Genomic DNA, 25,193 nt, shown 5'->3' on the forward strand with positions numbered 1-25,193 from the left:
TAGATCGGTCTACTGTTGCGCCCATCTCCCATGGAGACCGATCTACAAACATCCGCGAAATCGGAGGTTCACATATGAAGCGCGGTGCCGCGATCCTTCTCGCCAGCGCCCTCTCGCTGTCCGCCTGCAGCGCGGGCTCGCTCGGTTCCAGCGACGACGCGGGTGGCAAGACCCCGATCACCTTCCTGACCAACAACGACCCCGCCAACGTGAAGGTGTCCGAGGCGGTCATCGCGGCGTTCGAGGCGAAGCACACCGACATCGACGTCAAACTCGACACCCGGCCACAGGGCAGTGAGGGCGACAACCTGCTGAAGACCCGGCTGTCCACCGGGGACATGGCCGACGTCTTCGAGTACAACTCCGGCTCGCTGTTCCAGGCCCTCGCCCCGCAGAGCAACCTCACCCCGGTCACCGGCGAGGCCTGGGTCGGTGACCTGGACGCCACGTTCCGGCCGGTCGTCACCGCGAACAACGAGGTCTACGGCGCGCCGTGGGGCGGCATCACCGGCGGCGGCATCTTCTACAACATCCCGCTCTACCAGAAGCTCGGCCTGCAGAAACCGCAGACGTGGGCGGACTTCATGGCCAACAACGCCAGGATCAAGGCGGCCGGGGTGGCGCCGGTCCAGCAGACCTTCAGCGACACCTGGACCTCGCAGATCCTGGTGCTCGCCGACTTCCACAACGTCAACGCCGCCGATCCCGGCTTCGCCGAGAAGTACACGAAGAACCAGGCGAAGTACGCGACCACGCCCGCCGCCCTGGCCGGGTTCCAGCACCTGGAGGACCTGAAGAAGGCCGGGTACTGGAACGCCGACTATGCCTCCGCCAAGTACAACGAGGGCCTGGCCGCCGTGGCCACCGGCAAGGCCGGCCACTACCCGATGATCACCTTCGGCATCTCGCCGCTCGGTGTGGCCGCCCCGGACAATGTGAACGACGTCGGGTTCTTCGCCCTGCCCGGCACCGACCCGAGCAGGAACGGCGCGACCCTGTGGGAGCCGTCCGGCATCTACATCCCCAAGACCACCCAGGGGGACAAGCTGGCGGCCGCCAAGAAGTTCCAGGCGTTCGTCGCCTCCCCGGAGGGCTGTGCCGCCAACGCGAGCGCCAGCCCGGTCGGCGGCCCGTTCGCGGTCAAGACCTGCAAGCTGCCGGACGACGTGGCGACCGCGGTGAAGGACCTGACCGCGTATGTCGAGGCCGGTAAGGCCAGCCCCGCCCTGGAGTTCCTGTCGCCGATCAAGGGCCCGGCCCTGGAGCAGATCACCGTCGAGGTCGGCTCCGGCATCCGCCCGGCCGCCGACGGCGCGAGGCTCTACGACGAGGACGTGAAGAAGCAGGCCCAGCAGCTCGGCCTCGAGGGCTGGAAGTGACCGCTCTGACCGAGCCGGTGACCGCGGCCGCGGAGACGACGCCCGCGGACCGTGGTCGCCGGCGCAGCGCGTACCCGTACTGGTTCGTGGTCCCCGGCGGTTTGATCTTCGCGGTCTTCTTCCTGGTGCCGTCGATCATGGCGTTCTGGTTCAGCCTGACCCGCTGGACCCTGTTCGACCAGGAGTTCATCGGCCTGGACAACTACGTGCAGTTCTTCCGGGAACCCGCGCTGGCCTCCGGTCTCTGGCACACCCTGGTGTACGGGACGGTCACCTCCGGCCTGAAAGTGATCCTCGGGATGGCCCTCGCCGTGCTGCTGACCGGCCCGATCCTGGGCCGCGGCTTCATGCGGTCGGTGGCGTTCTTCCCGGTGCTGGTCAGCACCATCGGGGTCGGCCTGACGTTCCAGGTGCTCATGCACCCGACCCGCGGCGTCATCAACCAGGCCCTCGACCTGGTCGGCGTCACCGGCCCGGCCTGGCTCGCCGACCCGAGCTGGGCGCTGCTGTCGGTGGCGCTGGTCGACGTGTGGCAGGGCGTCGGCCTGGCCACGGTGATCTACATGGCCGGCATCCTGTCCATCCCGCCCGAGTACTTCGAGGCCGCGAAGACGGACGGCGCCGGCGCCTGGCACCGGTTCCGGCACGTCACCCTGCCCCTGGCCCGCCCGGCGACGGTCTCGGTGATCATCCTGTCGCTGATCGGCGGGCTGCGGAAGTTCGACCTGATCTGGGCGATGACCAAGGGCGGCCCGGGGTTCACCTCGGACGTGATGGCGTCGGTGATCTACAAGCAGTACCAGGCGGGCTTCTACGGGCTGTCCACCGCCGGCAACGTCGTGCTGTTCCTGCTGGTGATCCTGATCGTGCTGCCGCTCTTCCGGTTCCTCAACAGAAAGGACGAGACCTCGTGAGCGCCGTACGGGTGAAGCCGAACCACCTCCTCAGCAGCCTGGCGATCGTCCTGTTCGGCGTGGTGTTCCTGGTCCCGTTCGCCTTCATCGTGCTGACCGCGTCGAAGACCCAGCAGGAGTCGGCGCTCCTGCGGTTCTCCTGGCCGACCGAGTGGGCGTTCGTCCAGAACCTCCAGGCCGTCATCGAGTCCCGGGACTACCTGCTGATCATCGCGTTCATCAACAGCACGATCCTGACCGTCGCCAGCGTCGGCGCGGTGGTGATCCTGGCCGCGATGGCCGCGTTCGTGCTGCAGCGCCGCACGAGCCGGGTCACCCGGGCGGTGAACCTGATCGTGCTGTCCGGCCTGGTCCTGCCGCCCGCCGTCGTCCCGACCATCTGGGTGCTGCAGAAGCTCGGCCTGTTCAAGACCATGCCCGGCCTGATCCTGGTGGAGATCGCGTACGCCATGGCGTTCTGTGTCCTGCTCTTCCAGGCGTTCCTCGCCGGGGTGCCGCGCGAGCTGGACGAGGCCGCCACCATCGACGGCGCCGGCCCGCTCAGCCTGTTCTTCCGGGTCGTGTTCCCGCTGCTGCGGCCGATCATCGTGACGTGCGTGGTGGTGCAGTCGGTGTTCGTCTGGAACGACTTCGCCAGCCCGCTCTACTTCCTGCCCGGTGACGAGAACGCCACCGTGCAGCTGACCCTGTTCAACTTCCAGGGCCAGTACGCCAGCGCCAACAACCTGCTGTTCATGGACATCCTGCTGGTCACGGTCCCGCCGCTGATCATGTTCATGATCTTCCAGCGCCAGATCGTGTCCGGCATGATCGCCGGCTCGGTGAAAGGGTGACCATGTTGCGAGGTCGGATGATCACACCGGCGACCGAGCTGGGCAGCGCGCCGCTGTTCCGCAGAGAGATCACCCTCGAACCCGGCGAGGTGAGCCGGGCCGTTCTGACGATCAGCAGCTTGGGTGTGCACGAGGCGCGGATCAACGGGACACCCGTCGGCGACGACGTGCTCAGCCCCGGGTGGAGCGCGTACGAACACCGCCTGCGCTACCTCACCCACGACGTCACCGCGCTGCTCACCGAACGTTCCGTGCTGACCGTGCTCGTCGGCAACGGGTGGTACCGGGGGCGGCTCGGGTTCATGGGCGGCCGGGCGTTCTACGGCGACCGGCTGGGAGTCATCGCCGAACTGGAGATCGAGTATGCGGACGGGCGGCGGCAACTCGTCGTCACCGACGAGACGTGGACCGCCGGCGGGTCGGACGTCATCGCCGACGACCTCTACGACGGCCAGACGATCGACGCGCGGCGGCGGGCCGGACAGCCCGAGTGGGTGCTGCCGGTGCGGGTGCTCGACTTCGACCGGGGGCGGCTCACCCCGTACATCGGACCCCCGGTCACCAGGCACGAGACCCTCGTACCGCAAAAGATCTGGACCTCGCCGTCCGGCCGGACCCTGCTCGACTTCGGGCAGAACCTGGTCGGCTGGATCCGCGTGACCGCCACCGGGCCGGCCGGCTCCGAGATCCGCGTCCGGCACGCCGAGGTCCTGGAGAACGGCGAGCTGGGCACGCGGCCACTGCGCGACGCCCAAGCCACCGACCGTTTCATCCTCAGCGGTGGCGCGGACGTCTTCGAGCCCACGATGACCTTCCACGGTTTCCGGTACGCCGAGATCACCGGCCCTTTCACCACCGCCGAGGCCGTCGTCGTGCACTCCCGGCTGCAACGGACCGGCGAGTTCGCGTGCTCCGACGAACTGCTCAACCAGCTGCACCGCAACGCCGTCTGGTCCACCAAGGGCAACTTCCTGGACCTGCCGACCGACTGCCCGCAACGCAACGAACGCCTCGGCTGGACCGGTGACATCGCCGTGTTCGCCCCGTCCGCCGCCTACCTGTACGACGTCGAGTCGTTCCTCGCCGACTGGCTCGCCGACCTGGCCGCCGAACAGCGGGCCGCCGGCGGGCTCGTGCCGTTCGTGATCCCGGACGTCCTCAAGTTCCAGCCGCACCCGCCGGACTTCCCCGACCCGGACAGCACCGCCTTCTGGTCCGATGCGGCGGTGTGGGTGCCGTGGACGCTGTGGCAGGCGTACGGGTCCCGTGAACTGCTGGAACGGCACTATCCGTCGATGGTCGCGCACGTGCGCCGGGTCCGGACCCTGCTGTCGCCGTCCGGAGTGTGGGACGGGTCGTTCCAGTTCGGGGACTGGCTCGACCCGGACGCGCCGGCGGACGCCCCGGCCAAGGCCAAAGCGGATCCGGGCGTGGTCGCGACCGCCGCCTACTACCGCAGCCTGACCATCACCGCCGCGACGGCCGCGCTGCTCGGCCACGATCCGACCGAACTCCGGGAACTCGCCGACCGCACCCGGGCCGCGTTCCGTGCCGCCTATGTGTCGGCGGACGGGCGGATCCACTCCGACTGCACCACGGTCTACACGCTCGCCATCGCGTTCGGGCTGCTCGACCCGGCGGGGGAGGAGACGGCGGGGCGGCGGCTGGCCTCCCTGGTGGCCGAGAGCGGATACCGGGTGTCGACGGGGTTCGCGGGCACCCCGTACATCCTCGACGCCCTCACCCGCACCGGGCACCTCGCCGAGGCGTACCGCCTGCTCCTGGAACGGCAGTGCCCGTCCTGGCTGTACCCGGTCACGATGGGCGCCACCACCATCTGGGAACGGTGGGACTCGATGCTGCCGGACGGCTCGATCAACCCGGGGGAGATGACCAGCTTCAACCATTACGCCCTCGGCGCGGTCGCCGACTGGATGCACCGCACGATCGGCGGGATCGCGCCCCTCACCCCCGGTTACGCCGAGGTGCTGATCGCCCCGCGTCCCGGCGGCGGCCTGACCCACGCCCGCACGTCCCTGGAGACGCGCCACGGCCGCGTCGAGGTGTCCTGGCGCCTGGAGGACTCCCGGCTCACCGTCGACACGACGCTCCCTTCGGGGGTGACCGGCGTGCTGTCCCTGCCCGGCCATCCGGAGATCCCGCTGACCGCTGGAACCCACAACACCACGCAACGGTACGGGCCAACGACGGTACCGTGACTCGCGGCAGCCGCGGCAGGCGTCCCCTCCCGGCCGTCTGCCGGGTGCGGCTCATGCATGCGCGTTACGGCTACCCCTCGGCTGGTTCTCATGGCTGTCCCAGCGCCATGATCCGCCCACCCCAGCGTGTTGGGTTCGGCCGCTATACGCGCCCGAGTTCCACACGCCGGGTGGGCTGCTTTCCGGCGTGTTGGGTTCGGCCGTTGTGCGCGCCCGAGTTCCACACGCCGGGTGGGCTGCTTTCCGGCGTGTTGGGTTCGGCCGCTATACGCGCCCGAATTCCACACGCCGGGTGGGCTGCTTTCCGGCGTGTTGAGTTCGGCCGTTGTGCGCGCCCCAACTCAACACACCCGGTGGTCGCCTGGGAGCGTGTGTAGTTCGGGTGCTCCACGTGCCCCAACTACACACGCTCGGTGGTGTTGAGTTCGGGTGCGGGGGACGGCCGAACTCGACACGCGGGGGTTACGGGGATTGGCCGAGGGCTTTGCGGAGGAGGTCGGCCAGCTGGGCCTGTTCGGCCAGGGTCAGGTTGGAGGTGGCGGCGCGGGCGAACTCGAACGATCTCTCGAACGCGGCGTTCAGGTCGTCGCCGGCGGGGGTGCGGATGAGCTGGCGGGAACGGCGGTCGTTCGGGTTGGCGTGCCGCTCGACCAGGTCGCGGGCCTCCAGGCGGGTGACGATCTGGGTGATGTTGGAGGCGTCGCAGCCGAGCTCGTCGGCGAGCTCCCGCATGCCCCGGGGCTGCGCGATCCGGCCCAGCACGCAGGCCTGCGCGACGCTCATCCCGTGCTGCTCCGCGGCGGTCTCGTAGGCGCGGTCGTACGCGTCGACGAAGTCGAACATCGCACGCTCGGCCTCGGTCGAGGGGGAGACGGGCCCGGAGGGAACGGCCATGACCCGAATCCTAACACTTGATTCACTCAACTAAATATGCCACCGTGATGCTTGAGTCAATCAAGGATCCACGGAGGGATCGTCATGCCCGACATCTTCGAGCCGGTCACCATCGGCAAGCTCGAACTACCGAACCGCCTGCTGATGGCCCCGATGACCCGCAGCCGCGCCACTGCGGACGGACTCGTCACCGACCTGACCGCGGAGTACTACCGGCAGCGCGCCGGAGCGGGCCTGATCATCAGCGAGAGCATTCAGCCCAGCGCGATCGGGCAGGGCTACATCCGCACGCCCGGGCTGCACACCGGCGCGCAGGTCGACGCCTGGCGCCGGGTCACCGACGCCGTCCACGAGCGGGGCGGGCGCATCGTCGCCCAGCTCACGCACACCGGCCGGATCGGGCACCCCCGCCTCTACCCGAACGGGGAACTGCCGGTCGCCCCGTCCCCGGTCGCCTCCGGCGAGCAGTTGTTCAGCCCGGAGGGGATGCTCGACCACCCGGTGCCGCGCGAGCTGACGGTGGACGACATCCGTACCACGATCGACGATTTCGCCGCCGCGGCCCGCAACGCCGTGGACGCCGGGTTCGACGGGGTGGAGCTGCACGGCGCGAACGGCTACCTGATCCACCAGTTCCTCGCCGACAACACCAACCTGCGCACCGACGCGTACGGGGACCGGATCCGCTTCGCCGTCGAGGTCGCCACCGCCGTCGCCGGCGCCATCGGCGCCGACCGCACGGGAATCCGGCTGTCCCCGGGCAGCACGTTCAACAACATCCGGGAGGCCGATCCCGCGCCGGTCCACCTCGCGCTGCTGGCTGAGCTGGACCTCGCGTACGTGCACCTGGTCGAGGTCGGCGACCGGGACCTGACCCGGCGGCTGCGGGCCGCATGGTCCGGCGCGTTCCTCCTCAACCCGCACCCCGACGGGTTCCCCGCGTCCGCCGGGGACGCCGTGGAGGCGGTCGAGTCCGGAGTGGCCGACGCCGTCGCGCTGGCGACCCTGTGGCTGGCCAACCCGGACCTCGACGTGCGGATCCGGGCCGGTGGGCCGTACAACACCGCCGATCCGGACACCTTCTACGGCGGGGACCACACCGGCTACACCGACTACCCGGCGCTGAGCGCATGAGCCGTACCCACGCGCTCGTGGTCCTCGCGCACCCGCGCGCCGACTCGCTGACCGCCGCCACCGCGTCCCGGGCCCGGGCCGTCCTGATCGCCGACGGCGCCACCGTCGACCTGCTGGACCTCTACGCGGAGGGCTTCGATCCCTCGTTGCGCCCCGACGACGAGCCGGACTGGGGCGACGCCGCGAAGGAATATTCGGCCGAGGTACGGGCACACATGGCCCGGATCGCCGCCGCCGACCTGATCGTCGTCGTCTTCCCGGTCTGGTGGTTCGGGCTGCCGGCGATTGCCAAGGGCTGGGTCGACCGGGTGTGGAACCGGGGCTTCGCGTACGAGCCGTCCACCCTCCGGGGCAAGCGGATGCGGTGGGTCGGGCTGGCCGCCGGTTCGGCAGCCGACTACGCCGGACCCGGCCTGGACAGGGCGATCGACGTGCAGTTGCGCGTGGGGATCTCGGAGTACTGCGGCATCACCGACGCCGCCGTGCACCTGATCCACGACACGCTCACCGAGCCACGGGTCACCGCCGTCGACGCGATCGTGCTCACCGGTCCGGTTGCTGCTGGCGCAGACCGGTGACGAGCAGGGTGACGATGCGGCGTACGTCGTAGTCAGGGTCCTGCGCGGTCCAGGCGACCAGGTCGCCGACGGCGCGGATCAGCTCGTAGGGCCGGATGTCGGCGACCACCTCGCCGGACGCCCGCGCCGCGTCCAGCAGGTCGGACAGGACCGGGACCAGCCGGTCGAGGAACAGCTGGTGCAGGGCCGTGAAACCGGCGGCGTCACCCTGCCACACCTTCGCCACGCCGTGCTTGGTGGCGAGGAAGTCGACGAACAGGTGCACCCAGTCGAGCAGTGCGGCGAACGGGGTCGGCGCGGACGCGAGCAGCGCCGGGCCGGCCTCGGCGCACGCGTCGATCTGGTGCCGGTACACCGCGACCAGCAGGTCCGCCCGGGTCGGGAAGTGCCGGTAGAGGGTGCCCATGCCGACTCCGGCGGCCGTGGCCACCTGACGGACCGTGGCGTCGACACCGGAGGTCGCGAACACCTCGGCCGCCGCGTCCAGCAGCGCCCGTTCGTTGCGGGCGACGTCCGCCCGGCGCTTGGGCGCCGTACCACCTGATCCAGTCACCCGCCGATTGTGTCACGGCTCGATCTTGCAAAACGGAACAGCGCTCCGTATCTTGATGCGGAGCGCTGTTCCGTTTCCTCGATCTCAGGAGCCCCCGATGGCGATCGTGTCCCTCAAACCCGTCGTGCTGCCCGCCCCCGGCCGCGGCGACGACCTGCAACTCCGGGTCTCCGCACCCACCACCGGCGACGGCCTGCCGGTGATCGTCCTCGCGCACGGCTTCGGCGGCGCGATGGACTGGTACGACCCGCTCGTCGACCACTGGGCGGCCAACGGCTTCGTCGTCGTGCAGCCCACGTTCCTGGACTCCAAGACGCTGGGTGTCACTCCGGCCGACCCGCGGTACCCGGTCATCTGGCAGACCCGCGTCGACGATCTGGTGCGCGTCATCGACGATCTCGCCACGATCGTCGGCGCGGTGCCCGGGCTCGCCGGCCGGGTGGATCTCGAACGGCTCGCCGTCGCCGGGCACTCGTGGGGTGGGCAGAGCGTGGGCATGCTGCTCGGGGCACGGGTCCTCGATGCCGATGGGCGGCCTGGGGTGGACCGTACCGATCATCGGGTCAAAGCCGGTGTGCTGCTGGCCACCACGGGGCTCGGCGGGGCGGAGCTGGCCCCGTACGCCAGGGAGAACTTCGCCTTCATGAACCCCGACTTCACCGATCTGAAGACGCCGGTCCTGGTCGTCGCGGGGGACGCGGACCAGTCGGCGCTGTCCAGCCGCGGGCCGGACTGGTTCACCGACGTGTACCACCTCAGTCCGGGGGCGCAGGGCCTGGTCACGCTGTTCGGCGCGGAGCACTATCTCGGCGGCATCCATGCGTACCGGTCGGCCGACACCACCGACGAGAGCCCGGCGGGGGTGTCGCTGATCCGGCGTACGTCGACGGCCTTCCTGCGTACGGCGCTCGGCATCGACGCGGCCGCCTGGGACACCGAGGTCACCGCCGTCCGCGCCATGCCGGATGCGGTGGGCCGCATCGACACGCCCGCGACATCGGCCGGCGCATAACTCCTCACGGTATTGATCCGGGTTCAGCGCCCGCGTCGGCGTCCCCGCCCGATCTTGTCGATGCGGCATCGGGGTGAGGCGCACAAGATCGGCATCGCGCCCGAACTTGTGCGTCTCACGCCGGAGAGCCGATGCTCCGAATCCACGCTCGCGGACCTGGCCGATCGTGGGCTGGGCAGACCGGTGCGTACCGCACAACATCGGCAGCGGCCCGGCCCTCAGCGGTCATGGCATCGTCGGCGACATTCTCCACCGCGTTCCCGATGATGCCGCCGCCGGAGAAGTGCAGCGTGTCCGCGCCGGGAAACGACACCGTCTCATCTAGTCGATATCGAAGATGCTGTGTTTGTCGTAGAAGTGAAGGACGTAGCGGCAGCGGGAACAGATCATCAGGGTCATGCGATGACTGGTGAAGCCCCACCGGCTGTCCTGGCGCGACTCCTCCTGCTGGAACTCCGTGCCATGACATAGCGGGCAAGCGAGCTGCGGTTCCGTCACGGAGACCACGTTAGCGGCGTTCTTCGGGACCAGGTCGCCGGAACGTTCGTTCTCTCGCCCGGCGATGTCCGTGGAACCCGGTTCGCCCACGACCTCGTACCGATCGGCTGCTGGTCCCTGACCGGCTGGCATCCGTGCGTGGCCTGCGACGGTTGCGGTGCGCTGGTCGCCTTCCGGACGGACGACTGCCGGGTGGCCCAGGAGACCCGCCGGTCACGCCGCGGCGATGGCGGCGCGGGTGGCCTCGACGAAGGACCAGAAGGCCGCAGTGGTGGTTCTGCGCCGTCCGGCCCGGGTGTTGGCGCCGAACATCGCGGCCCGCAGCGGGGTGGTCAGTTCCAGCTGTGCTCCGGCGCCGCTCAGGTTGCGGTTGACGATGTTGGCGGGGTGCTCGCCCGCGAGGCCCGTGCCGGTGGCGTCGCGGGCATGGATGCCCGCGGCCGCGTACGCCGTGATCAGGTTGTCCTTGAGAACGGTGTCGAGGCCGCCGACCAGAACGGCGGCGGGCTCGGCGAGCGGTGGGACGAGACCGGTGGCGTCGCCGGGCCGGCAGCCGTGCAGCGCGATCACGCGGCGGGCGCCGCCGCAGAGCGATCCGGCGATCGGGTCGTCGCAGTGCGTCGCCGTGACGTGCAGCTTCGCGTTGCCGTCGCTGAGCAGGCCCTCGAACATCCAGTAGTCGTACGCGGGGCCGGACGGGGCGAAGGTGTCCGGGTGGTATCCCGCGATCGCCAGGCACAGCTCGGAGGTGCCCGGCTCGATCCCGCCGCCGTGCGGAGCGACGATCGTGACCTGCGGAAACTCCGCCGAGGCGGCCGGATCGTCGTCGAACGACGGGTGCCGCCGGAACCTCCGGGCGTAATGGACGCCCTCGGTGAGGTCAGGCTGGGCGTAGAGGTCGGTGTTGGACTCGTACGTGTCGGCGGAGGCGGCGGCGCGCGCCGGGGCAGGCGCCACCCCCGCGGCGCCGGTGGTTGCGGCGGCCATCAGAGTCAACAGGGAGCGCCGGGAGGCGAGGGTTTCCATGTTCGCTGTCATCGAGAAACCTCCGTGGAAACCCGCGGCGTTAGCCGTGGGGAGGGATCGGATTTCCTGCGGAGCAGGTCAGGGGTGACCCATTCGCTGTCAAGGCGGATGGGCGTCTGGTCAGACGTTGCGCTGGTGCTCGACATACCTCTTCCCTCTTCACGATCTCCAGGGTTGCGCCGCCGACGGCAGCCCGGCAGAACACCCACGACGCCCGCGTCTGGGCCAAGCAGGTCGTCGACCACCACAGCTTGATTGCCGTCGAAGACTTCAAGTCGAGGTTCCTGACCAAGACGTCGATGGCCCGCAAGGCCGCCGACAACGCGATCGGCGCGTGCAAGGCCGAACTGATCGAGCGTGGTATGCGGGCGGGCCGCACGGTGGTGCTGGTGCCGCCCGCCTGCACCACCATGACCTGCTCCGGGTGCGGCGAGAGAACCAATCTCCGCCTCGGGCTGGGTGTCCGTACTTCCGAGTGCGCCGCTTGCGGCTACACCGCAGACCGTGATCTCAACGCCGCGAGGACGATCCTCGCCACGGCGGAACGCGACCGTGCCAGTGCCGACGACGTCAGACATCAGATCGCCTCCTCCCGAGAGCGTCGATTCGATGCAGTCCGAGCTGGGAATCCAGGGCCTGGCCCCGGAGGAAGATCCCCCGGATCCATCCGTGGGGATCGTTAAGTCCAGTAGAGGATGCGGCAGGTGGGGAGTCGCTGGGCGATCTCGGACTCGAACCAGGTGCGGAGGCCGGCCATCAGGGGTGCCGGATAAACGTACTTGACCGCGCCGAACTTGCCGTGTTTGCGGGAGCGGGCCTCCTCGTCCATCTCCAGCCGGGTGCGCGGATACCAGCCGAGCAGCACCTCCTTGCTGCCCGGCGTGAAACGGTGGGTGATCAGTTCGGCGGTCAGATCCAGCCGGGGTACGCCGTCGACCGCCGCCGCCACGTCCGCGAGCAGGGCGCCGTACGCCGTACGCCAATCGCCGGCCGGCATGATCGGGGCGATCGTCAATCCGACCGGATAACCGTCCAGCGCGAGCCTCCGCAACGCGGCCAGCCGATCGTGCAGCCGGCTCGTCCCGCCCTCGAACCGGGTCGTCACCGGCAGGCAGTTGACGCTGAACCGGACCCGCGTACGGCCGTGATGAGGCAGCCCGACGAGACCGTCCACATCGTCGAACTTGGTGGTCCAGCGCAACTGCACCGGCGCGTCCCAGGCGCCGAAGTGTTCGATCGCCCGCCGCCAGCTCCCGGTCAGGTGCTCCAGCGCGAGCGGATCGGTGTAGCAGGACGCCTCGAACGTCGTACCCTCGTCGCGTCTCGCCGCCCGGCGGCTGGTGATCGTGCCGCGCCCGGCGTAGTCGGCGAGCCCGTCCAGGATCACGTCCAGATCGGCGTAGACGCGGGTCACCGGCGGCCCGGACAGCGAACCGGCCAGATAGCAGTACTGGCAGTGCGCCGGGCAGCCCTCGGCGAGGTCGAAACGCCAGTCCGCGCTGGGTGCGATCGGCTGCAGACGCCGGCGCGACGGGGGACTCACCACGATCGCCAGGGTGCTTTTCGCGCGGGCGTACGTCTCCCGGTCCGTCTCGCCCCGGACACCGGTCAGCCGGGCCGACCGCAGCCGCTCCACCTCGATGCCCTGGGCCTCGACCAGCGCCATGATCCGGTGGGCGTGCGGATGATCGTACGCCGCCGGGGTCGCCACCACCCGCCGCGGAACCCACCGCCGGGCCGGGCGCGCCGGCGGCGCCACCTCGCTCAGGTCGTACGTGGTGACGCGCTCGCCACTGGCACTGTGCGGCGCCGCCGGGACGTCCCGGGCAAGCGGCTGATCAAGGTCGGTCATCTCCGACGATTACCCCCGGCAGCGCCGGTGTACCGGTCAGGACGGCTCCTCGGGCGTGCTCAGGAACTCGTCGATCTCCCGGTCCCACGCCGCGATCTGCTCCCCGGCCGGTTCCCCCGAGACGGATGCGGAGATCGTGCTGCACACCCTCGACCTGCCCGGCGACCGGAACGTGCGCCACCTGGTGGACGACGTGCCCGACGCGGTGGCCGCCTGTCAGGCGGCCGGGTGCGCCGTTCGCGAGCCGCCGTTCGAGGTGGCGATCGGCAGGTGTGCGGTGCCGGCCGACCTGAACGGCAACGTGCTGTGCCTTCTGGAGCTGAGCAAGGGCCGCGAACCGCCGCCGCGACGGGAACGTGAGGCTCCCCGCTCCCGTCGCGTCGTGATGCCCTACTGCTTCGCCGGGGCCGCGGGCGTGGCGTCCGCGCGCTTGCGGGACCGGAAGGCGCGCGGGTCGAACGCCCCACCGGGGTGCTGCTGGACGAATTCGCCCTGCGCGTCGGTGATCAGGCCCTGCGCCCGGTCGAGATCGTTCTGCAGAAACCGGTTCTGTGCGTCGCTCATGTCTGGTTACCTACCCGGGAAGCCGGCCGGGCTAACGGCCGGCCTCCCCGGGGAGGGGCTCGGACGTACGGTGCCCGGTGTCGTCGACCAGCCCGGGCGCCATGCTGCCGCCGTGCGCCTCCTGCGCCGGATGCTCCTGGTCGCGGCGCTGCCCGACGTCGGCCGAACCCGGCCCGTCCTCGGTGGTGAACTCGCTGACCTGCTCGGGATCGACATCACTCATGATCCCGCTGTACCCGGATGGCGGCCCCGTACGCCGAAGTCTCGATCATCGGCCGCCAGACGCGAAAAGGTGAACGAGACCGCGCCGGTGGATGCCGTGCCGCCGCCGTGGTCAGCGGCGGGAGGTGACCTCCAGCGAGCCCATGCCGCCGGCGGCGTCGATGTTCAGGCCCGGGCCGCCGCCCAGGGAACCGGACTCGACGACCGCGCCGGAGCCCTTGCCGCCGCTGCTGTCGCCGTAGAGGGTGACGTTTCCGGCGCCGTCGCCGATGGCGACGCGGGCCGGGATGCGGGAAGCGGTGCGGATGCGCCAGGTGCTGACGCCACCGGCCATTCTGATCGGGAGTACGCCGGACACGCGGCCCAGTGACACGTTCATGCTCTCCGCGCCGCCGTCCAGGTCGATGCGGCTGACCGGGCCGGCGGTGGTGTCCAGGTTGAGGGTCCGCACGCCGGCGCTGATCCGCAGATGCCAGGTGATCCGGTCGCTGAGCAGGACCTCCAGGGTGGCCGGGGCGGAGCCGGCCCGGTTCACGTCGACCCGCAGGACGCCGTCGCCGAAGGTGCTGGCGGCGGCGCCGAGCGGGGACGCGACCCGGAACGGGGCGTCGCCGGTGTCGGCGGTACGGACGGTCAGCTCGGTGACGCCGGAGACGAACTCGAAGCGGGCGTTCCGGACGGCCTTCCGTGGCGGCGCGGTGGTGGTGGGAGCGGGCGGCCCGGTCGTCGGTGCGGACGAGGGAACGGTGGGTGGTGAGGGCGGCGGGGTGACGGGCGCGGGTTCCAGGGGGATGGTCGCGGGCGGCGGCGGTGGCGTCTCGGCGGCCTGCTGGCGGATCTCCGAGTCGGCCAGCGGGCGGGCCAGCAGCACCGTGCCGGCGACGACCAGCATCGCCGTCATCCCGGTGAGAATGACGGGGCGTTGCAGCCAGCGGCGTTCCGGCGGAGCCTCGGCGGTCTCCCCGGGCTCAGCGCCCGGGCGGAACGCGGACAGCGGCAGGAACGACTGCCAGGCCGAACCGTCCTGAAGCCGGTGCGGGGCGTCCGGCCAGTAGTCGGCGATGTTCGGCAGGGCGGCGCCCGGCGGGGTCTCCGGTCTCGTGGCGGGTTGGTCCACGTAACGGCCCACCCGCAGGCCGTTCTCGTCCGAGCCCACGCATTCTCCTTGCGGCATCGATGGCGACCCCCGTGGAACCTACGAGCACGGAGCGTATCGATCGATTGGCGTGCTGCCAATAGTGGGTCATGACCGAAAGCGCTCAGGAGTGTGAACGTGCACAGAAGCGCGGCGGGCGACGGCGCCGAGGACGGTGGCGAGCACGCCGAGGACGAGCGCGGCGAAACCGCCGACGATGCCGTTGCCGGTTCCGGGGCCGCCGTCGGCGGTGATCACCACGAAACCGCCGGCGAGGATGCCGATCGCGCCGGCGGTCAGCGCCAGCAGCGGTGCGCGGGAGCCGGGACGGCGGCGGCGGATCACGGCCCGGACCGCGACGACCACACCGGCCAGGGCGATCAGCGCGGCGGCGGCGCCCAGAACTCGTCCGCTGGTCATGGCGTAGGTGGTGGTGGAGGCGCTCAGGACGGGTCCGCTGACCTCGGCATAGATGTCGATCATGACAGTCCTCCCGGTGTGGATGACGATGCGGTGTGGATGACGATGCGGTGTGAATGACGGACCCATCGTGGGCGGGTGGACCGGTGTGGCGCGTCGTGCCGGTGCGGACACTCCGGACTGCTGCGGATGCGGTAGCCGGCTACGGCGCCGGGAGGATTCCGCGGCGGTGGAAGGCGGCTAGGGTCGGCGCATGCGCTGCGATGTCCGGGACGGGGTGATCGCCGCCGGGGTGGCGGTGATCCTGGTGATCACCGGGCTGTCCGGGCACCGGCCGGAGAGCGCCGCCGCGATCGCCGGCGTCGTTCTGCTGGCCGCCGGCGGGCTGGCGCTGGCCTGGCGGCGGCGGTTCCCGGTCGCGGTCCTGATCGTCACCGGGCTCTGCGCCGTGGGATATCAGGCCGCCGGGTTCGACGTGTTCGCGGTGGCCTACCTGGTCGCGGTCTACGCGGCGATGCGCGCGGGCCGGCGGGCCGCCACCGTCACGGTCAGTGTGGTCATGCTGGCCGCGCTGCCCCTGACCGCGATGGCGTCTGGCCTGCCGGCGAAGAGTTCCCGCAGCGTCCTCGAGCTGGCGTGGCTGATCGCGGCCGGCGCGGCGGGCGAGGCGTTACGGCAGGCGGAGCGCCGGGCCGACGAGGCGGAACGCACCCGGGAGCAGAGCGCCCTGCGCCGCGCCGGGGAGGAGCGGCTGCACATCGCCCGGGAGCTGCACGACTCGCTGACACACCAGATCTCGGTGATCAAACTTCAGGCCGAGGTGGCCGTACACCTCGCTCGCAAAAGGGGTGAACCGGTGCCGGACGCCCTCCTGGCGATCCGCGATGCCGGGCGCGAAGCGGCCCGGGAACTGCGCGAGACGCTCACGGTGCTGCGCGACGACGGCGACTTCTCGCGGTACGGGTTGCAGCACGTCCCCGGGCTCCTCGACGGTGTCCGTGCGGCCGGGCTGACCGCCACGCTGACCACCACCGGGGAGCCCGGGGCGCTGCCGCCGGCGGTGGACCGCACCGGCTACCGGATCGTGCAGGAGTCCCTGACGAACGTGGTCCGGCACGCCCGCGCCGCCTCCGCGACGGTGTGCATCGACTATCACCCCGACCGGGTCCGGATCCGGGTCGACGACGACGGCGCCGCCGCGCCGCCGTCGCCGCAGCCGGGCGTGGGCCTGCTCGGCATGCGGGAACGGGTCACCGCCCTCGGCGGCACGCTCCGCGCCGAGCCCCGCGACCAGGGCGGCTTCACCGTCCATGCCGAACTCCCGCTGGCCGGCACGCCATGATCCGGGTGCTGCTGGTGGATGATCAGCCGCTGATCCGCAGCGGGTTCCGGGCGCTGCTGGACGCCGAGGACGACATCGCGGTGGTCGCCGAGGCGGGGGACGGTCTGGCCGGCGTCGAGCAGGCCCGCCGCCACCTGCCGGACGTGGCGCTCGTCGACATCCAGATGCCGCTCGCCGACGGCATCGAGGCGACCCGCCGGATCGCCGCCGATCCGGCGCTGGCGGGGGTGCACGTGGTGGTGCTGACGAACTACGGCCTGGACGAGCACGTGTTCCACGCCCTGCGCGCCGGCGCCGCCGGTTTCCTGGTCAAGGACATCGAGCCGGAGGACCTGCTGCACGCCGTCCGGGTCGCGGCCCGCGGGGACGCGCTGCTCGCCCCGTCGATCACCCGGCGGCTGATCGACCGGTTCGTGACCGCGCCGCCCCGCCCCACGGCCCTCGGCGAGCTGACCAACCGGGAACGGGAGGCGGTCGCCCTGGCGGCCCGCGGCCTGACCAACGACGAGATCGCCGCCCGCATGGTGATCACCCCGATCACCACGAAGACGCACCTCAACCGGGCGATGACCAAGCTGCGGGCCCGGGACCGGGCACAGCTGGTGGTGATGGCCTACGAGTCCGGCCTGGTGATCCCACCCGGCCGGCTGGAGCGCGAGTGATCTCACAGGGTGTCCGGGCGCTCTGCGGGGTGTGATCCGGGGCCGATTACCATGACGGCGACGTCCGAAGCGCGTTCACCGCCGCACGATGCCCAAGGCGGAACACACCACGAACACAGCCTTGGAGACCGCGTGACCAGTGCCGATCTGACCGCCCGCCTGCGCGCGGCCGGTGTCACCGACATCCTCACCGACGCGGCGCACCGGTCCGCGTACTCCAGCGACGCCTCCCTCTACCGGGTGGTGCCGCAGGCGATCGTCCGCCCCCGGCACGACGACGACGTCCTCGCCACCCTCGCGGTGAGCCGGGAGACCGGGGTCCCGATCACCGCCCGGGGCGCCGGCACGTCGGTGGCCGGCAACGCGATCGGCCCCGGCATCGTCCTCGACTTCAGCCGGCACATGAACAAGGTCCTCGAGGTCGACGGCGCCGCGAGGACGGCCCGGGTCCAGGCCGGGACGGTGCAGGCGGTGCTGCAGGCCGCGGCCAAGCCGTTCGGGCTGCGGTTCGGCCCCGACCCGTCGACGCACACCCGCTGCACCATCGGCGGCATGATCGGCAACAACTCGTGCGGGTCACGCACGCTGGGGTACGGGCGGACCTCCGACAACACGCTCGGCCTCAAGGCGTACACGATCGACGGCGAGGAGCTGTCGCAGTCCAAGACCGTGGACCGGCTGCGCGACGTGATCGGGGCGAACCTGGCGATCGGCCGCACCGAGTTCGGCACCTTCGGCCGCCAGGTCTCCGGTTACGCCGTCGAGCACCTGCTCCCGGAGAACGGGTTCAACCTCACCGAGTTCCTGGTCGGCAGCGAGGGCACCCTGGCGATCGTCACCGAGGCGACGGTCCGGCTGGTCGCCGACCCGAAGTACCGGACGCTGATCGTGCTCGGCTACCCCGACTTCGGCACCGCCGGCGACGTCATCCCGAAGATCCTCGAGTTCAGCCCGACCGCCTGCGAAGGGCTCGACCACCGGATCTGCGACGTGGTCCGGTCCCGGCGCGGCCCGGGCGCGGTACCTCCGCTGCCCGGCGGCGCCGCCTGGCTGATGGTCGAGATCGCCGGCGACGACCCGGGCGAGGTCCGTGAGCGGGTCACCGAGCTGGTCGCCGCGGCCGAGGCCGTCGACCACCGGATCGTCGAGGACACCGCCGAGGCCGCCCCGCTGTGGAAGATCCGCGAGGACGGCGCCGGGCTCGCCGGCCGCGCCCCGAGCGGGCTGCCCGCGCACGCCGGCTGGGAGGACGCGGCCGTGCCGCCCGCACGGATCGGCGCCTACCTGCGGGACTTCGACGCGCTGACCGCGCGGCACGGGCTGTCCGTGATGCCGTACGGGCACCTCGGCGACGGCTGCGTCCACGTGCGCCTGGACTTCCCGCTCGACAAACCGGACGGCCCGCAACTGTTCCGCGCGTTCCTCGAGGACGCCGCCGACCTGGTCGTCAGCTACGGCGGGTCACTGTCCGGTGAACACGGCGACGGCCGGGCTCGCAGTGAGCTGCTGACCAGGATGTACTCGCCCGAGGCGATCAACCTGTTCCGGCAGATCAAGGGCGTCTTCGACCCGAACAACCTGCTCAACCCGGGCAACCTGGTCGACCCGGACCCGGTCGACGCCAACATCCGCGTCTCGCAGGCACGCAAGGTGACGGTGCCGCTGGCGCTGGCGTACCACCACGACGGCGGCGACTTCAACCAGGCCGTGCACCGGTGCACCGGCGTCGGCAAGTGCCGGGTCGACACGACGGTGCTCGGCGGGGTGATGTGCCCGTCCTTCCTGGCTACCAAGAACGAGAAGGACTCCACCCGGGGGCGGGCGCGGGTCCTCCAGGAGATGCTCGACGGGGACCTGGCGCCGGACTGGCGCTCGGAGGCCGTACACGACGCCCTCGATCTCTGTCTGTCCTGCAAGGGGTGTGCGTCGGACTGCCCGACCGGGATCGACATGGCGGCGTACAAGTCGGAGGTCCTGCACCAGAGCTACAAGGGGCGGGCGCGGCCGCGGTCGCACTATTCGCTCGGCTGGCTGCCTCGCTGGTCGAACGTGGCGGCGCTGATGCCCCGTTTCGCGAACTTCATGATGCGCCTGCCCGGTGTCCGGGGGCTGGCTCTCTTCGCGGCCGGTGTCGACAAGCGGCGTAACATCCCTGCTTTCGCTTCTCGGACATTCCGGTCCTCCTTCACGCCGGTCGACACCGGTAAACCGATCGTTCTGTTCGTGGACAGCTTCACCGACCACTTCTCGCCCGCGGTGGCCCAGGCCGCCGTGGACGTGCTGGTCGACGCCGGGTACGCGCCGCGGATCTCCAGCCGGAAAGCCTGCTGCGGCCTGACCTGGATCTCCACCGGCCAGCTCGACGCCGCCCGGCGCATCCTCGGACGCACCGTCGCCGAACTGCACGAAGCCGTCAAGCAGGGCATTCCGATCGTGGGCCTGGAGCCGTCCTGCACCGGCGTGCTCCGCCAGGACGCCGTCGAACTCGTCGACAACGAGGCGGCCCGCGAGGTCGCCGAGGCGACGATGACGGTGGCTGAGCTGCTTGCGGCCACTCCCGGTTACACCCCTCCCAGCCTCGACGGGGTACGGGTCATCGCCCAGCCCCACTGCCACCACCACGCCGTGATGGGCTGGGACGCCGACGCCAAACTGCTCAAGAAGGCCGGCGCGACGGTGAAACGGCTCGGCGGCTGCTGCGGCCTGGCCGGCAACTTCGGCGTCGAGCGGGGTCACTACGAGGTGTCGGTGCAGGTCGCCGAGCAGCAGCTGTTGCCGGCTCTGAAGGCGGCCGAGGAGGGGGACATCCTGCTCGCCGACGGCTTCTCCTGCCGTACCCAGGCCGACGACCTGGCCGGCGTCTCCGGCGTGCACCTGGTCCAGCTTCTGCAGAGCCGTTTGAAGCAGCCCCGCTGAGTCGCGTGGGGAGTTCGGCCGCGCATCGCGCCCGAACTCCCCACGCCGCGCGGTTCGCGGAGATCTTGGACGGTTTGCGCCGGTCATATCCGCTCACGATCGGCTGGGTTTGCGATCCTGTACGGTTCGCGCCGGGCTCACTAGGTCGAGGCGGCGGGCTCGCGATCTTGTGCGGTTCGTGCCGGTGTCTCCTGCCCAAGATCTGTGGGGTGGGCGATCTTGGATGGGAAGCGTCGGGTTTCCGGAGTGGGGCGCACAAGTATGGGCGGCCTGGCGATCTTGTTTGCGGGGCTCCGGTGCCGATTCACCAAGATCGGTGGGAGCTGGCGGGCGAACGTGATCACCTGGCTGACCGGGACGGGGTCTGCGATGATCGCGTGCTGGCTGGCGGTGCCCGCTTGGTCCCGGGGCGAGGCGTTGAGTCGGGCTGCGGCGTTGGTCTCGGGGAGGCGTTGAGTCGGGTCGAGGCGTTGGTCTCGGGGAGGCGCTGGAGGGCGATCGCCGGCTTGCGGTCTGGGTTGGGCGGTGCATGTGTGGGGCGGTGCGTCCGCGGGAGGCGAACCCGGGCTCAGCGCTACTGCGGGCCCAGCGTGGTCATCTGGGCGCGGTAGATCGCGCTCATCTCGTCGTAGTGCCTGGTCAGCAGGCGGATCTCGGCGGGGGTGTGGCGGCTCAGCAGTTCGGCGACCGCGCCACCGAAAGACGTGTAGACCTCGGCGCCGGCGGCCAGCCGCTCCGGGACGAGGGTGACGATGACACGGCGGCGGTCCTCGGGGTCGCGGTCGGCGGTGACGTAGCCGGCGCGCTCCAGACGGCGGATCATGCTGGTGATCGCGCCGGTGGTGAGGTTCGTCTGCTCCGCGAGCTGCCCGGCCGTGGCGGTGCCCGAATCCATCAGGAAATCCAGGCACTCCATGTCGGTCACGGTCAGTCCCAGCCGTGCCGCCGCGGCATGCCGGAACATGACCGACAAACGGGACGACTCGCGGCCGGCGCGCTGGAAATCGGCGATCGCTTGGGTACGGGCACTGTCGTTCACGCAGAGATTATGGACGCCTCCGGAACGGTCACCCGGTGCAGCCGTGGCAGCAGGCGTGTCATCACCAGCCGTTGCGCCCGCCCGCTGCCGGTGAGCCGGCGCATCATTCCGGCGGCGGTGTCCACGGCCTTGAACGCGTACCGTGCCATCTCCTCCTGGTACGCGGAGATCGCTTCTTCGAGCTTCGGGCCGGGGCTTTCGCCGTACGCCACAAGGGTTTCGGCAAGTTTCTCGCCGAGAAGTGCCGCGTCGCGGAGGGCGGTGTTGCCGCCGTGCGCGCCGAACGGTGGCATGGCGTGGATCGCGTCACCGATGACGGTGGCCCTGGGTAGCGGCCAGGCGGCCGGGCGCTGTCCGACAGCGAACGTGCTCAGCAGTGTGCTGTCATCGTCGGCTGCCGCGACCAGTTCGCGGACGAGCGGGTGATAGCCGCCCGACAGCCGGATCGCGAGTTCCCGCAGTTCCTTCGTGCCGGCTGCCTCCCGCTGTGGGAGGACCAGCCCCCACATCACGTAGTCACTCATCCCGAGCCGTGGACTCTCCCGGAACCGCATCGACGTGAAGAAGAACGCCTGTCCCGGAACGTCCGCCAGCGCCAGGACCCCGCTGTCCGCCAGTACCTCCGGGATCACGCTGCGCCCGTTCCGGATCAGCGGCGTCCGCCCGTAGATCCCGGCCATCCCGGTGTCCGACGGCTCCGTCCCGGGCGCGATGCGCCCGCGCAACGTGGACCCGATCCCATCCGCCGCCACCACCACGGACGCCGTCACCGCACCACTGTCCGCGAATCGCAGCACCAATCGTCCGTCCGCCGCTCCCGGTCCCGCGGTTTCCTCCTCCACCGTGATCGCAGCCCTGCCGTAGTGGACGCGCCCTTCCAGGCCCGTGAGCAGAATCGACCGTAAGACCTGGCGATCCATCTGGCGTTCGGCGTCGTCGGTGGGCTTGAAGTTCAACGTGAAGGCGTCCCGCAGGCGGCTGTTCGTGAACCGGAAGGTGCCGCCGGGTGCGCCGCCCGTGGCCACTGCCAGCTCGTACAGGTGCGCGGGCAGGCTGTCCCGCAGCGCGCCCAGCCCGTCCCCGTCGACCGTGATCCGGTATCCCTGGCGTCGTACGAACGGGCCGGGATCCGCTTCGTACACGTGCACGTCGATGCCGGCGCGCAGTAAGCGTTGCGCCAGGCAGAGACCCGCCAATCCGGCACCCGCAACAGCAACGGTCACTTCCCGTGGTCCATGCATGTCGATACCTTAGCCATTAAGATAACTCTGTGCAATTGTTGGTTGGGGGTGCGGTTTGGGCTGGGTCAGTTCCCGCGCACCCCGCCGGAAGTGTGGAGCGGGCCGGTGCTGCCGCGGATGATCAGCTCGGTGGGCAGGGTGAGGCCGGCGAGAGGGGCGGCGCCGAGCAGTTGAGCGGCGGCGGCGCGGCCCTTCTCCTGGTGCGGCTGGCGGATGGTGGTCAGGGGCGGGTGCGACCAGGCGGCGGGTGGGGCGTCGTCGAAACCGATCACGGAGAGTTGATCGGGGACGGTGATGCCGCGGTCGGCGGCGGCGCGGAGGGCGCCGAGGGCGAGTTCGTCGCTGGCGGCCAGCAGCGCGGTCGGCCGGGCGGGGCGGTCGAGCAGCAGGGCGGCGGCGCGGTGGCCGGCGTCTCTGCTGTACGGGCCACACTCGATCACCGGCACCGTGCTCCAGTCGAGGCCGGCGGCGGTGAGCGCGTCCCGGTAACCGGCGAGCCGTTCGCGGATGACATGGGAGCGGGCGGCCCCCTGGCGAACGGCGCCGGCGGGGCCGAAACGCCCATCCGGAATCAGTGGCAGAGCCAGGACGGCGATCGATCGGTGTCCGAGTTCGATCAGGCGTTGGGCGGCGATGGCAGCCGCCGCCCGGTCGTCGATGCCGACATGGCCGGCAGGCGGGTGGACCGTCGCGGCGGTGCCGGGTCTGGAGTCGGTGGCGGGTAGGGCCGGGGCGGCGGCGCCGAGGGGGACGGGGTGGGGTGGGCCGTCGACGATGACGGTGGGGAGAGCGCGGGAGAGGGCGGTGGTGACGCGGGTATCGCCGTCGAGGTCGCAGTGGAGGACGAAACCGTCGACGACAGTGCGGCGGACGATGTCGTCGCTGCTGCCGCGGGGGATCAGGACCAGGCCGGCGCCGTACTGCTCGCACACCTCGCCGAGGCCGGTGACGAACAGGGCCTCGGCGGGGTCGGACAGGGCGAACGTCAGCGGGTCGTCGAAGACCAGGCCGATCACGCCGGCCTGACGGCGGCTGAACGTGGCGGCGATCGGGTCCGGGCCCGGGTAGCCGAGGCGGGTGGCCTCGGTCAGGATGCGTTCCCGCAGGTGGGTGCTGAGTTGATCAGGGCGGTTGTACGCGTTCGACACCGTCGCCTTGGACACCCCCAGCGCGCGGGCCACGTCGGCCAGGGTCACGCCGCGACCGGGGCGGCCGCCGCCGGCGCGCTTTCGGGAGGTGTCGTTCACGAAGCGATGCTAGCGTTCTGAACTAGTTAAGACTGAACTAGTTCAGAGGCGGCGTCGTGATGGGTTCTCGGAACGCGTACATCTCCCTCGCTCTGTCGTTCCTGCTCTGTGGGTTGATCTTCAGCACCGCGATGGCCCGGCTGCCCGCGCTCCGGGACGGGCTCGCCCTCAGCGAAGGGCAGCTCGCGGTGGCGCTGGCCGGGCTCAACGCCGGGGCGATCGCCGGGCTGCAGGTCGGTGCGGTGCTGTGCCGCCGGGTCGGCAGCCGGGTGGTCCTGCGCGTGGGGCTACCGGTGTTCTGCCTGCTGCTGGTGCCGATCGCGGTGGCGTCGACGCTGCCGCTGCTGGTCACGGCGTTCGCTCTGTCGGCGGCGGTCAACGGCATCCTGGACGTCGCGATCAACGCCAACGGTGCGGCGGTCGAACGGCGGTACGGCGGGGTCGTCCTCTCCCGCCTGCACGCCCTGCTCACCCTGGGCGGAGTCGTGGGCGCGGTCGCCGGGGCCGCTGCCGCACGCCTCGACGTGGCCGCGGGCTCGCAGTTCGCGGCGACAGCGTTGCTCGGCGCTGCCGTCGCCGCCCTCGCCGCCCGCCACCTCGTCCCCGACGCGCCATCCGATGCGATTCCGGCGTCGCCGCCGCAGAAGAAGGGGGAGGCCCGTCCGGCCACGGCCGGCTCTCATGGCCGTCTCGCCGGGCCGGGGACAGCCATGAGACCCAGCCGTGAGGTTCCGGCTGGTCGTGAGGGCTGTCCCGGGGCGGTGGAGACAGCCCGGCCAGCGAACCCTGAGCGGCTCGTCCCGAAGGGCGGCGTGAGCGGGCGGGCGGTGGCGGATGCGGGGGAGTGGCTAGGCCGGGACGGAGAGGAGAAGAACAGGGTCGGGGGACGCGGGACGGGCGCCGGGAGGGTGGGGCGGTGGGTTGCCGGGTTCGGGGGACTGGCGTTCTGTGTGTTGCTGGCGGAGGGGAGCGCCAACGAGTGGGCGGCCGTCTACCTGCGGGAACTCGGGGGCAGTGCAGCGCTCGCCGCGGCCGGGGTCGCGGTGTTCCTCGGGGCGATGACGGTGGGGCGGCTGGCCGGGGACCACGTCCGGCAGCGGTTCGGGGCGGCGCCGCTCGTCCGGGCGGCGGCTCTGCTCGCGGCCGGCGGTCTCGGGCTCGCCCTGGTGGCGACGGATCCTGTTGTGGGGCTGGGTGGGTATGCGCTGCTCGGGCTCGGCCTGTCGGTGATCTTTCCGGTGGTGCTCGGGGAGGCCGCGCACCGGGCGGGCGCCGAGGGCGGTTCGCCGGCGGGGGCGGTGGCCCGGATCTGCACGATCGCGTACCTCGGGAGCTTCCTCGGGCCCGGGCTCATCGGTGTGCTGGCGACCGCGGCCGGGCTCCGGAGCGCCCTGATTCTTCCGGTCGCGACCATGATCGTGGCGGCTCTCGGGGCGGGGTTGCTGCGCCGTACGCGGAAAGGGTCGAGGTGTTGATCAGTGCCGGCCCGATCCCCGGAACGTCTTACGCATGA

At 71.0% G+C, this 25,193-nt stretch carries 24 protein-coding genes; 12 read left to right on the forward strand and 12 right to left on the reverse strand.

Annotation, left to right across the window (positions count from 1 at the left end):
• Positions 1 to 74: 74 nt before the first annotated feature.
• The 4 genes from ACZ3II_RS10495 to ACZ3II_RS10510 are packed head-to-tail and all read left to right on the forward strand — an operon-like array spanning position 75 to position 5,345.
• A complete protein-coding gene (locus ACZ3II_RS10495) occupies positions 75 to 1,379 on the forward strand; it encodes an ABC transporter substrate-binding protein (protein WP_465517342.1) in 1,305 nt (434 codons plus the stop codon).
• Complete coding sequence (locus ACZ3II_RS10500; protein WP_465517343.1) at positions 1,376 to 2,293, forward strand: carbohydrate ABC transporter permease; 918 nt, start codon at positions 1,376 to 1,378, stop codon at positions 2,291 to 2,293. Before ACZ3II_RS10495 ends, ACZ3II_RS10500 begins: the two co-directional genes overlap by 4 nt.
• Positions 2,290 to 3,126: a carbohydrate ABC transporter permease gene (locus tag ACZ3II_RS10505; protein ID WP_465517344.1), complete on the forward strand. Its 837-nt coding sequence runs from the start codon at positions 2,290 to 2,292 to the stop codon at positions 3,124 to 3,126. Before ACZ3II_RS10500 ends, ACZ3II_RS10505 begins: the two co-directional genes overlap by 4 nt.
• Before the next feature lie 17 nt (positions 3,127 to 3,143).
• On the forward strand, positions 3,144 to 5,345 hold the full coding sequence (locus ACZ3II_RS10510; RefSeq protein WP_465517345.1) for an alpha-L-rhamnosidase: 2,202 nt from the start codon (positions 3,144 to 3,146) through the stop codon (positions 5,343 to 5,345).
• Positions 5,346 to 5,807: 462 nt separating this feature from the next.
• Here the strand turns inward: ACZ3II_RS10510 and ACZ3II_RS10515 are convergent, their stop codons facing one another.
• Positions 5,808 to 6,239: a MarR family winged helix-turn-helix transcriptional regulator gene (locus ACZ3II_RS10515; RefSeq protein ID WP_465517346.1), complete on the reverse strand. Its 432-nt coding sequence runs from the start codon at positions 6,237 to 6,239 to the stop codon at positions 5,808 to 5,810.
• A gap of 84 nt (positions 6,240 to 6,323) precedes the next feature.
• On the opposite strand from ACZ3II_RS10515, the gene ACZ3II_RS10520 reads away from it, so the two are divergent.
• On the forward strand, positions 6,324 to 7,373 hold the full coding sequence (locus ACZ3II_RS10520; RefSeq protein ID WP_465517347.1) for an alkene reductase: 1,050 nt from the start codon (positions 6,324 to 6,326) through the stop codon (positions 7,371 to 7,373).
• Positions 7,370 to 7,951, forward strand: coding sequence for an NAD(P)H oxidoreductase (locus tag ACZ3II_RS10525; protein WP_465517348.1), 582 nt, complete (start codon positions 7,370 to 7,372; stop codon positions 7,949 to 7,951). The genes ACZ3II_RS10520 and ACZ3II_RS10525 overlap by 4 nt, the downstream gene beginning before the upstream one ends.
• Here the strand turns inward: ACZ3II_RS10525 and ACZ3II_RS10530 are convergent.
• Positions 7,917 to 8,504, reverse strand: a complete 588-nt coding sequence (locus tag ACZ3II_RS10530; RefSeq protein WP_465517349.1) for a TetR/AcrR family transcriptional regulator — start codon at positions 8,502 to 8,504, stop codon at positions 7,917 to 7,919. The genes ACZ3II_RS10525 and ACZ3II_RS10530 overlap by 35 nt on opposite strands.
• A 97-nt stretch (positions 8,505 to 8,601) precedes the next feature.
• On the opposite strand from ACZ3II_RS10530, the gene ACZ3II_RS10535 reads away from it, so the two are divergent.
• Entirely contained in the window at positions 8,602 to 9,516 is a 915-nt protein-coding gene (locus tag ACZ3II_RS10535; RefSeq protein WP_465517350.1) for an alpha/beta hydrolase family protein, read from the forward strand.
• Between the two features lie 321 nt (positions 9,517 to 9,837).
• Here the strand turns inward: ACZ3II_RS10535 and ACZ3II_RS10540 are convergent, their stop codons facing one another.
• Positions 9,838 to 10,014, reverse strand: a complete 177-nt coding sequence (locus tag ACZ3II_RS10540; RefSeq protein WP_465517351.1) for a hypothetical protein — start codon at positions 10,012 to 10,014, stop codon at positions 9,838 to 9,840.
• A gap of 213 nt (positions 10,015 to 10,227) precedes the next feature.
• Positions 10,228 to 11,052 (reverse strand): poly-gamma-glutamate hydrolase family protein, encoded by an 825-nt coding sequence (locus ACZ3II_RS10545; RefSeq protein WP_465517352.1) that lies wholly within the window; start codon positions 11,050 to 11,052, stop codon positions 10,228 to 10,230.
• A gap of 398 nt (positions 11,053 to 11,450) precedes the next feature.
• Here ACZ3II_RS10545 and ACZ3II_RS10550 point away from each other — a divergent pair, with 398 nt between their 5' ends.
• Positions 11,451 to 11,723, forward strand: a complete 273-nt coding sequence (locus tag ACZ3II_RS10550; protein WP_465517899.1) for a zinc ribbon domain-containing protein — start codon at positions 11,451 to 11,453, stop codon at positions 11,721 to 11,723.
• Here the strand turns inward: ACZ3II_RS10550 and ACZ3II_RS10555 are convergent.
• The 5 genes from ACZ3II_RS10555 to ACZ3II_RS10575 form a co-directional block, all read right to left on the reverse strand.
• Positions 11,720 to 12,892, reverse strand: coding sequence for a spore photoproduct lyase family protein (locus tag ACZ3II_RS10555; protein ID WP_465517353.1), 1,173 nt, complete (start codon positions 12,890 to 12,892; stop codon positions 11,720 to 11,722). The two genes, ACZ3II_RS10550 and ACZ3II_RS10555, sit on opposite strands and share 4 nt — an antisense overlap.
• 390 nt (positions 12,893 to 13,282) lie before the next feature.
• The gene (locus ACZ3II_RS10560) at positions 13,283 to 13,456 is read right to left on the reverse strand and encodes a hypothetical protein (RefSeq protein WP_465517354.1); all 174 of its coding nucleotides are present in this window, start codon (positions 13,454 to 13,456) and stop codon (positions 13,283 to 13,285) included.
• Between the two features lie 31 nt (positions 13,457 to 13,487).
• On the reverse strand, positions 13,488 to 13,679 hold the full coding sequence (locus ACZ3II_RS10565) for a hypothetical protein (RefSeq protein ID WP_465517355.1): 192 nt from the start codon (positions 13,677 to 13,679) through the stop codon (positions 13,488 to 13,490).
• Positions 13,680 to 13,790: 111 nt separating this feature from the next.
• Positions 13,791 to 14,834 carry a hypothetical protein gene (locus ACZ3II_RS10570; protein ID WP_465517356.1) on the reverse strand — a complete coding sequence of 348 codons (1,044 nt, stop codon included), beginning with the start codon at positions 14,832 to 14,834 and terminating at the stop codon, positions 13,791 to 13,793.
• Positions 14,835 to 14,921: 87 nt separating this feature from the next.
• Positions 14,922 to 15,296, reverse strand: a complete 375-nt coding sequence (locus tag ACZ3II_RS10575; RefSeq protein WP_465517357.1) for a DUF6223 family protein — start codon at positions 15,294 to 15,296, stop codon at positions 14,922 to 14,924.
• 190 nt (positions 15,297 to 15,486) lie between these two features.
• On the opposite strand from ACZ3II_RS10575, the gene ACZ3II_RS10580 reads away from it, so the two are divergent.
• The 3 genes from ACZ3II_RS10580 (at position 15,487) to ACZ3II_RS10590 (ending at position 20,153) form a co-directional block, all read left to right on the forward strand.
• The gene (locus ACZ3II_RS10580) at positions 15,487 to 16,575 is read left to right on the forward strand and encodes a sensor histidine kinase (RefSeq protein ID WP_465517358.1); all 1,089 of its coding nucleotides are present in this window, start codon (positions 15,487 to 15,489) and stop codon (positions 16,573 to 16,575) included.
• Complete coding sequence (locus ACZ3II_RS10585) at positions 16,572 to 17,237, forward strand: response regulator (protein WP_465517359.1); 666 nt, start codon at positions 16,572 to 16,574, stop codon at positions 17,235 to 17,237. The genes ACZ3II_RS10580 and ACZ3II_RS10585 overlap by 4 nt, the downstream gene beginning before the upstream one ends.
• Before the next feature lie 132 nt (positions 17,238 to 17,369).
• Positions 17,370 to 20,153, forward strand: a complete 2,784-nt coding sequence (locus ACZ3II_RS10590) for an FAD-binding and (Fe-S)-binding domain-containing protein (protein ID WP_465517360.1) — start codon at positions 17,370 to 17,372, stop codon at positions 20,151 to 20,153.
• A gap of 574 nt (positions 20,154 to 20,727) precedes the next feature.
• On the opposite strand, the gene ACZ3II_RS10595 is transcribed toward ACZ3II_RS10590, so the two are convergent.
• The 3 genes from ACZ3II_RS10595 to ACZ3II_RS10605 form a co-directional block, all read right to left on the reverse strand.
• Positions 20,728 to 21,192 carry a MarR family winged helix-turn-helix transcriptional regulator gene (locus ACZ3II_RS10595; protein ID WP_465517361.1) on the reverse strand — a complete coding sequence of 155 codons (465 nt, stop codon included), beginning with the start codon at positions 21,190 to 21,192 and terminating at the stop codon, positions 20,728 to 20,730.
• On the reverse strand, positions 21,189 to 22,415 hold the full coding sequence (locus ACZ3II_RS10600; RefSeq protein WP_465517362.1) for an FAD-dependent oxidoreductase: 1,227 nt from the start codon (positions 22,413 to 22,415) through the stop codon (positions 21,189 to 21,191). The genes ACZ3II_RS10595 and ACZ3II_RS10600 overlap by 4 nt, the downstream gene beginning before the upstream one ends.
• Before the next feature lie 83 nt (positions 22,416 to 22,498).
• Positions 22,499 to 23,680 carry a LacI family DNA-binding transcriptional regulator gene (locus ACZ3II_RS10605; RefSeq protein ID WP_465517363.1) on the reverse strand — a complete coding sequence of 394 codons (1,182 nt, stop codon included), beginning with the start codon at positions 23,678 to 23,680 and terminating at the stop codon, positions 22,499 to 22,501.
• Positions 23,681 to 23,739: 59 nt separating this feature from the next.
• Here ACZ3II_RS10605 and ACZ3II_RS10610 point away from each other — a divergent pair, with 59 nt between their 5' ends.
• The gene (locus tag ACZ3II_RS10610) at positions 23,740 to 25,155 is read left to right on the forward strand and encodes an MFS transporter (RefSeq protein ID WP_465517364.1); all 1,416 of its coding nucleotides are present in this window, start codon (positions 23,740 to 23,742) and stop codon (positions 25,153 to 25,155) included.
• The last annotated feature ends 38 nt before the right edge of the window (positions 25,156 to 25,193 follow it).

This window comes from Actinoplanes sp. NPDC019969 (genome assembly GCF_055562375.1).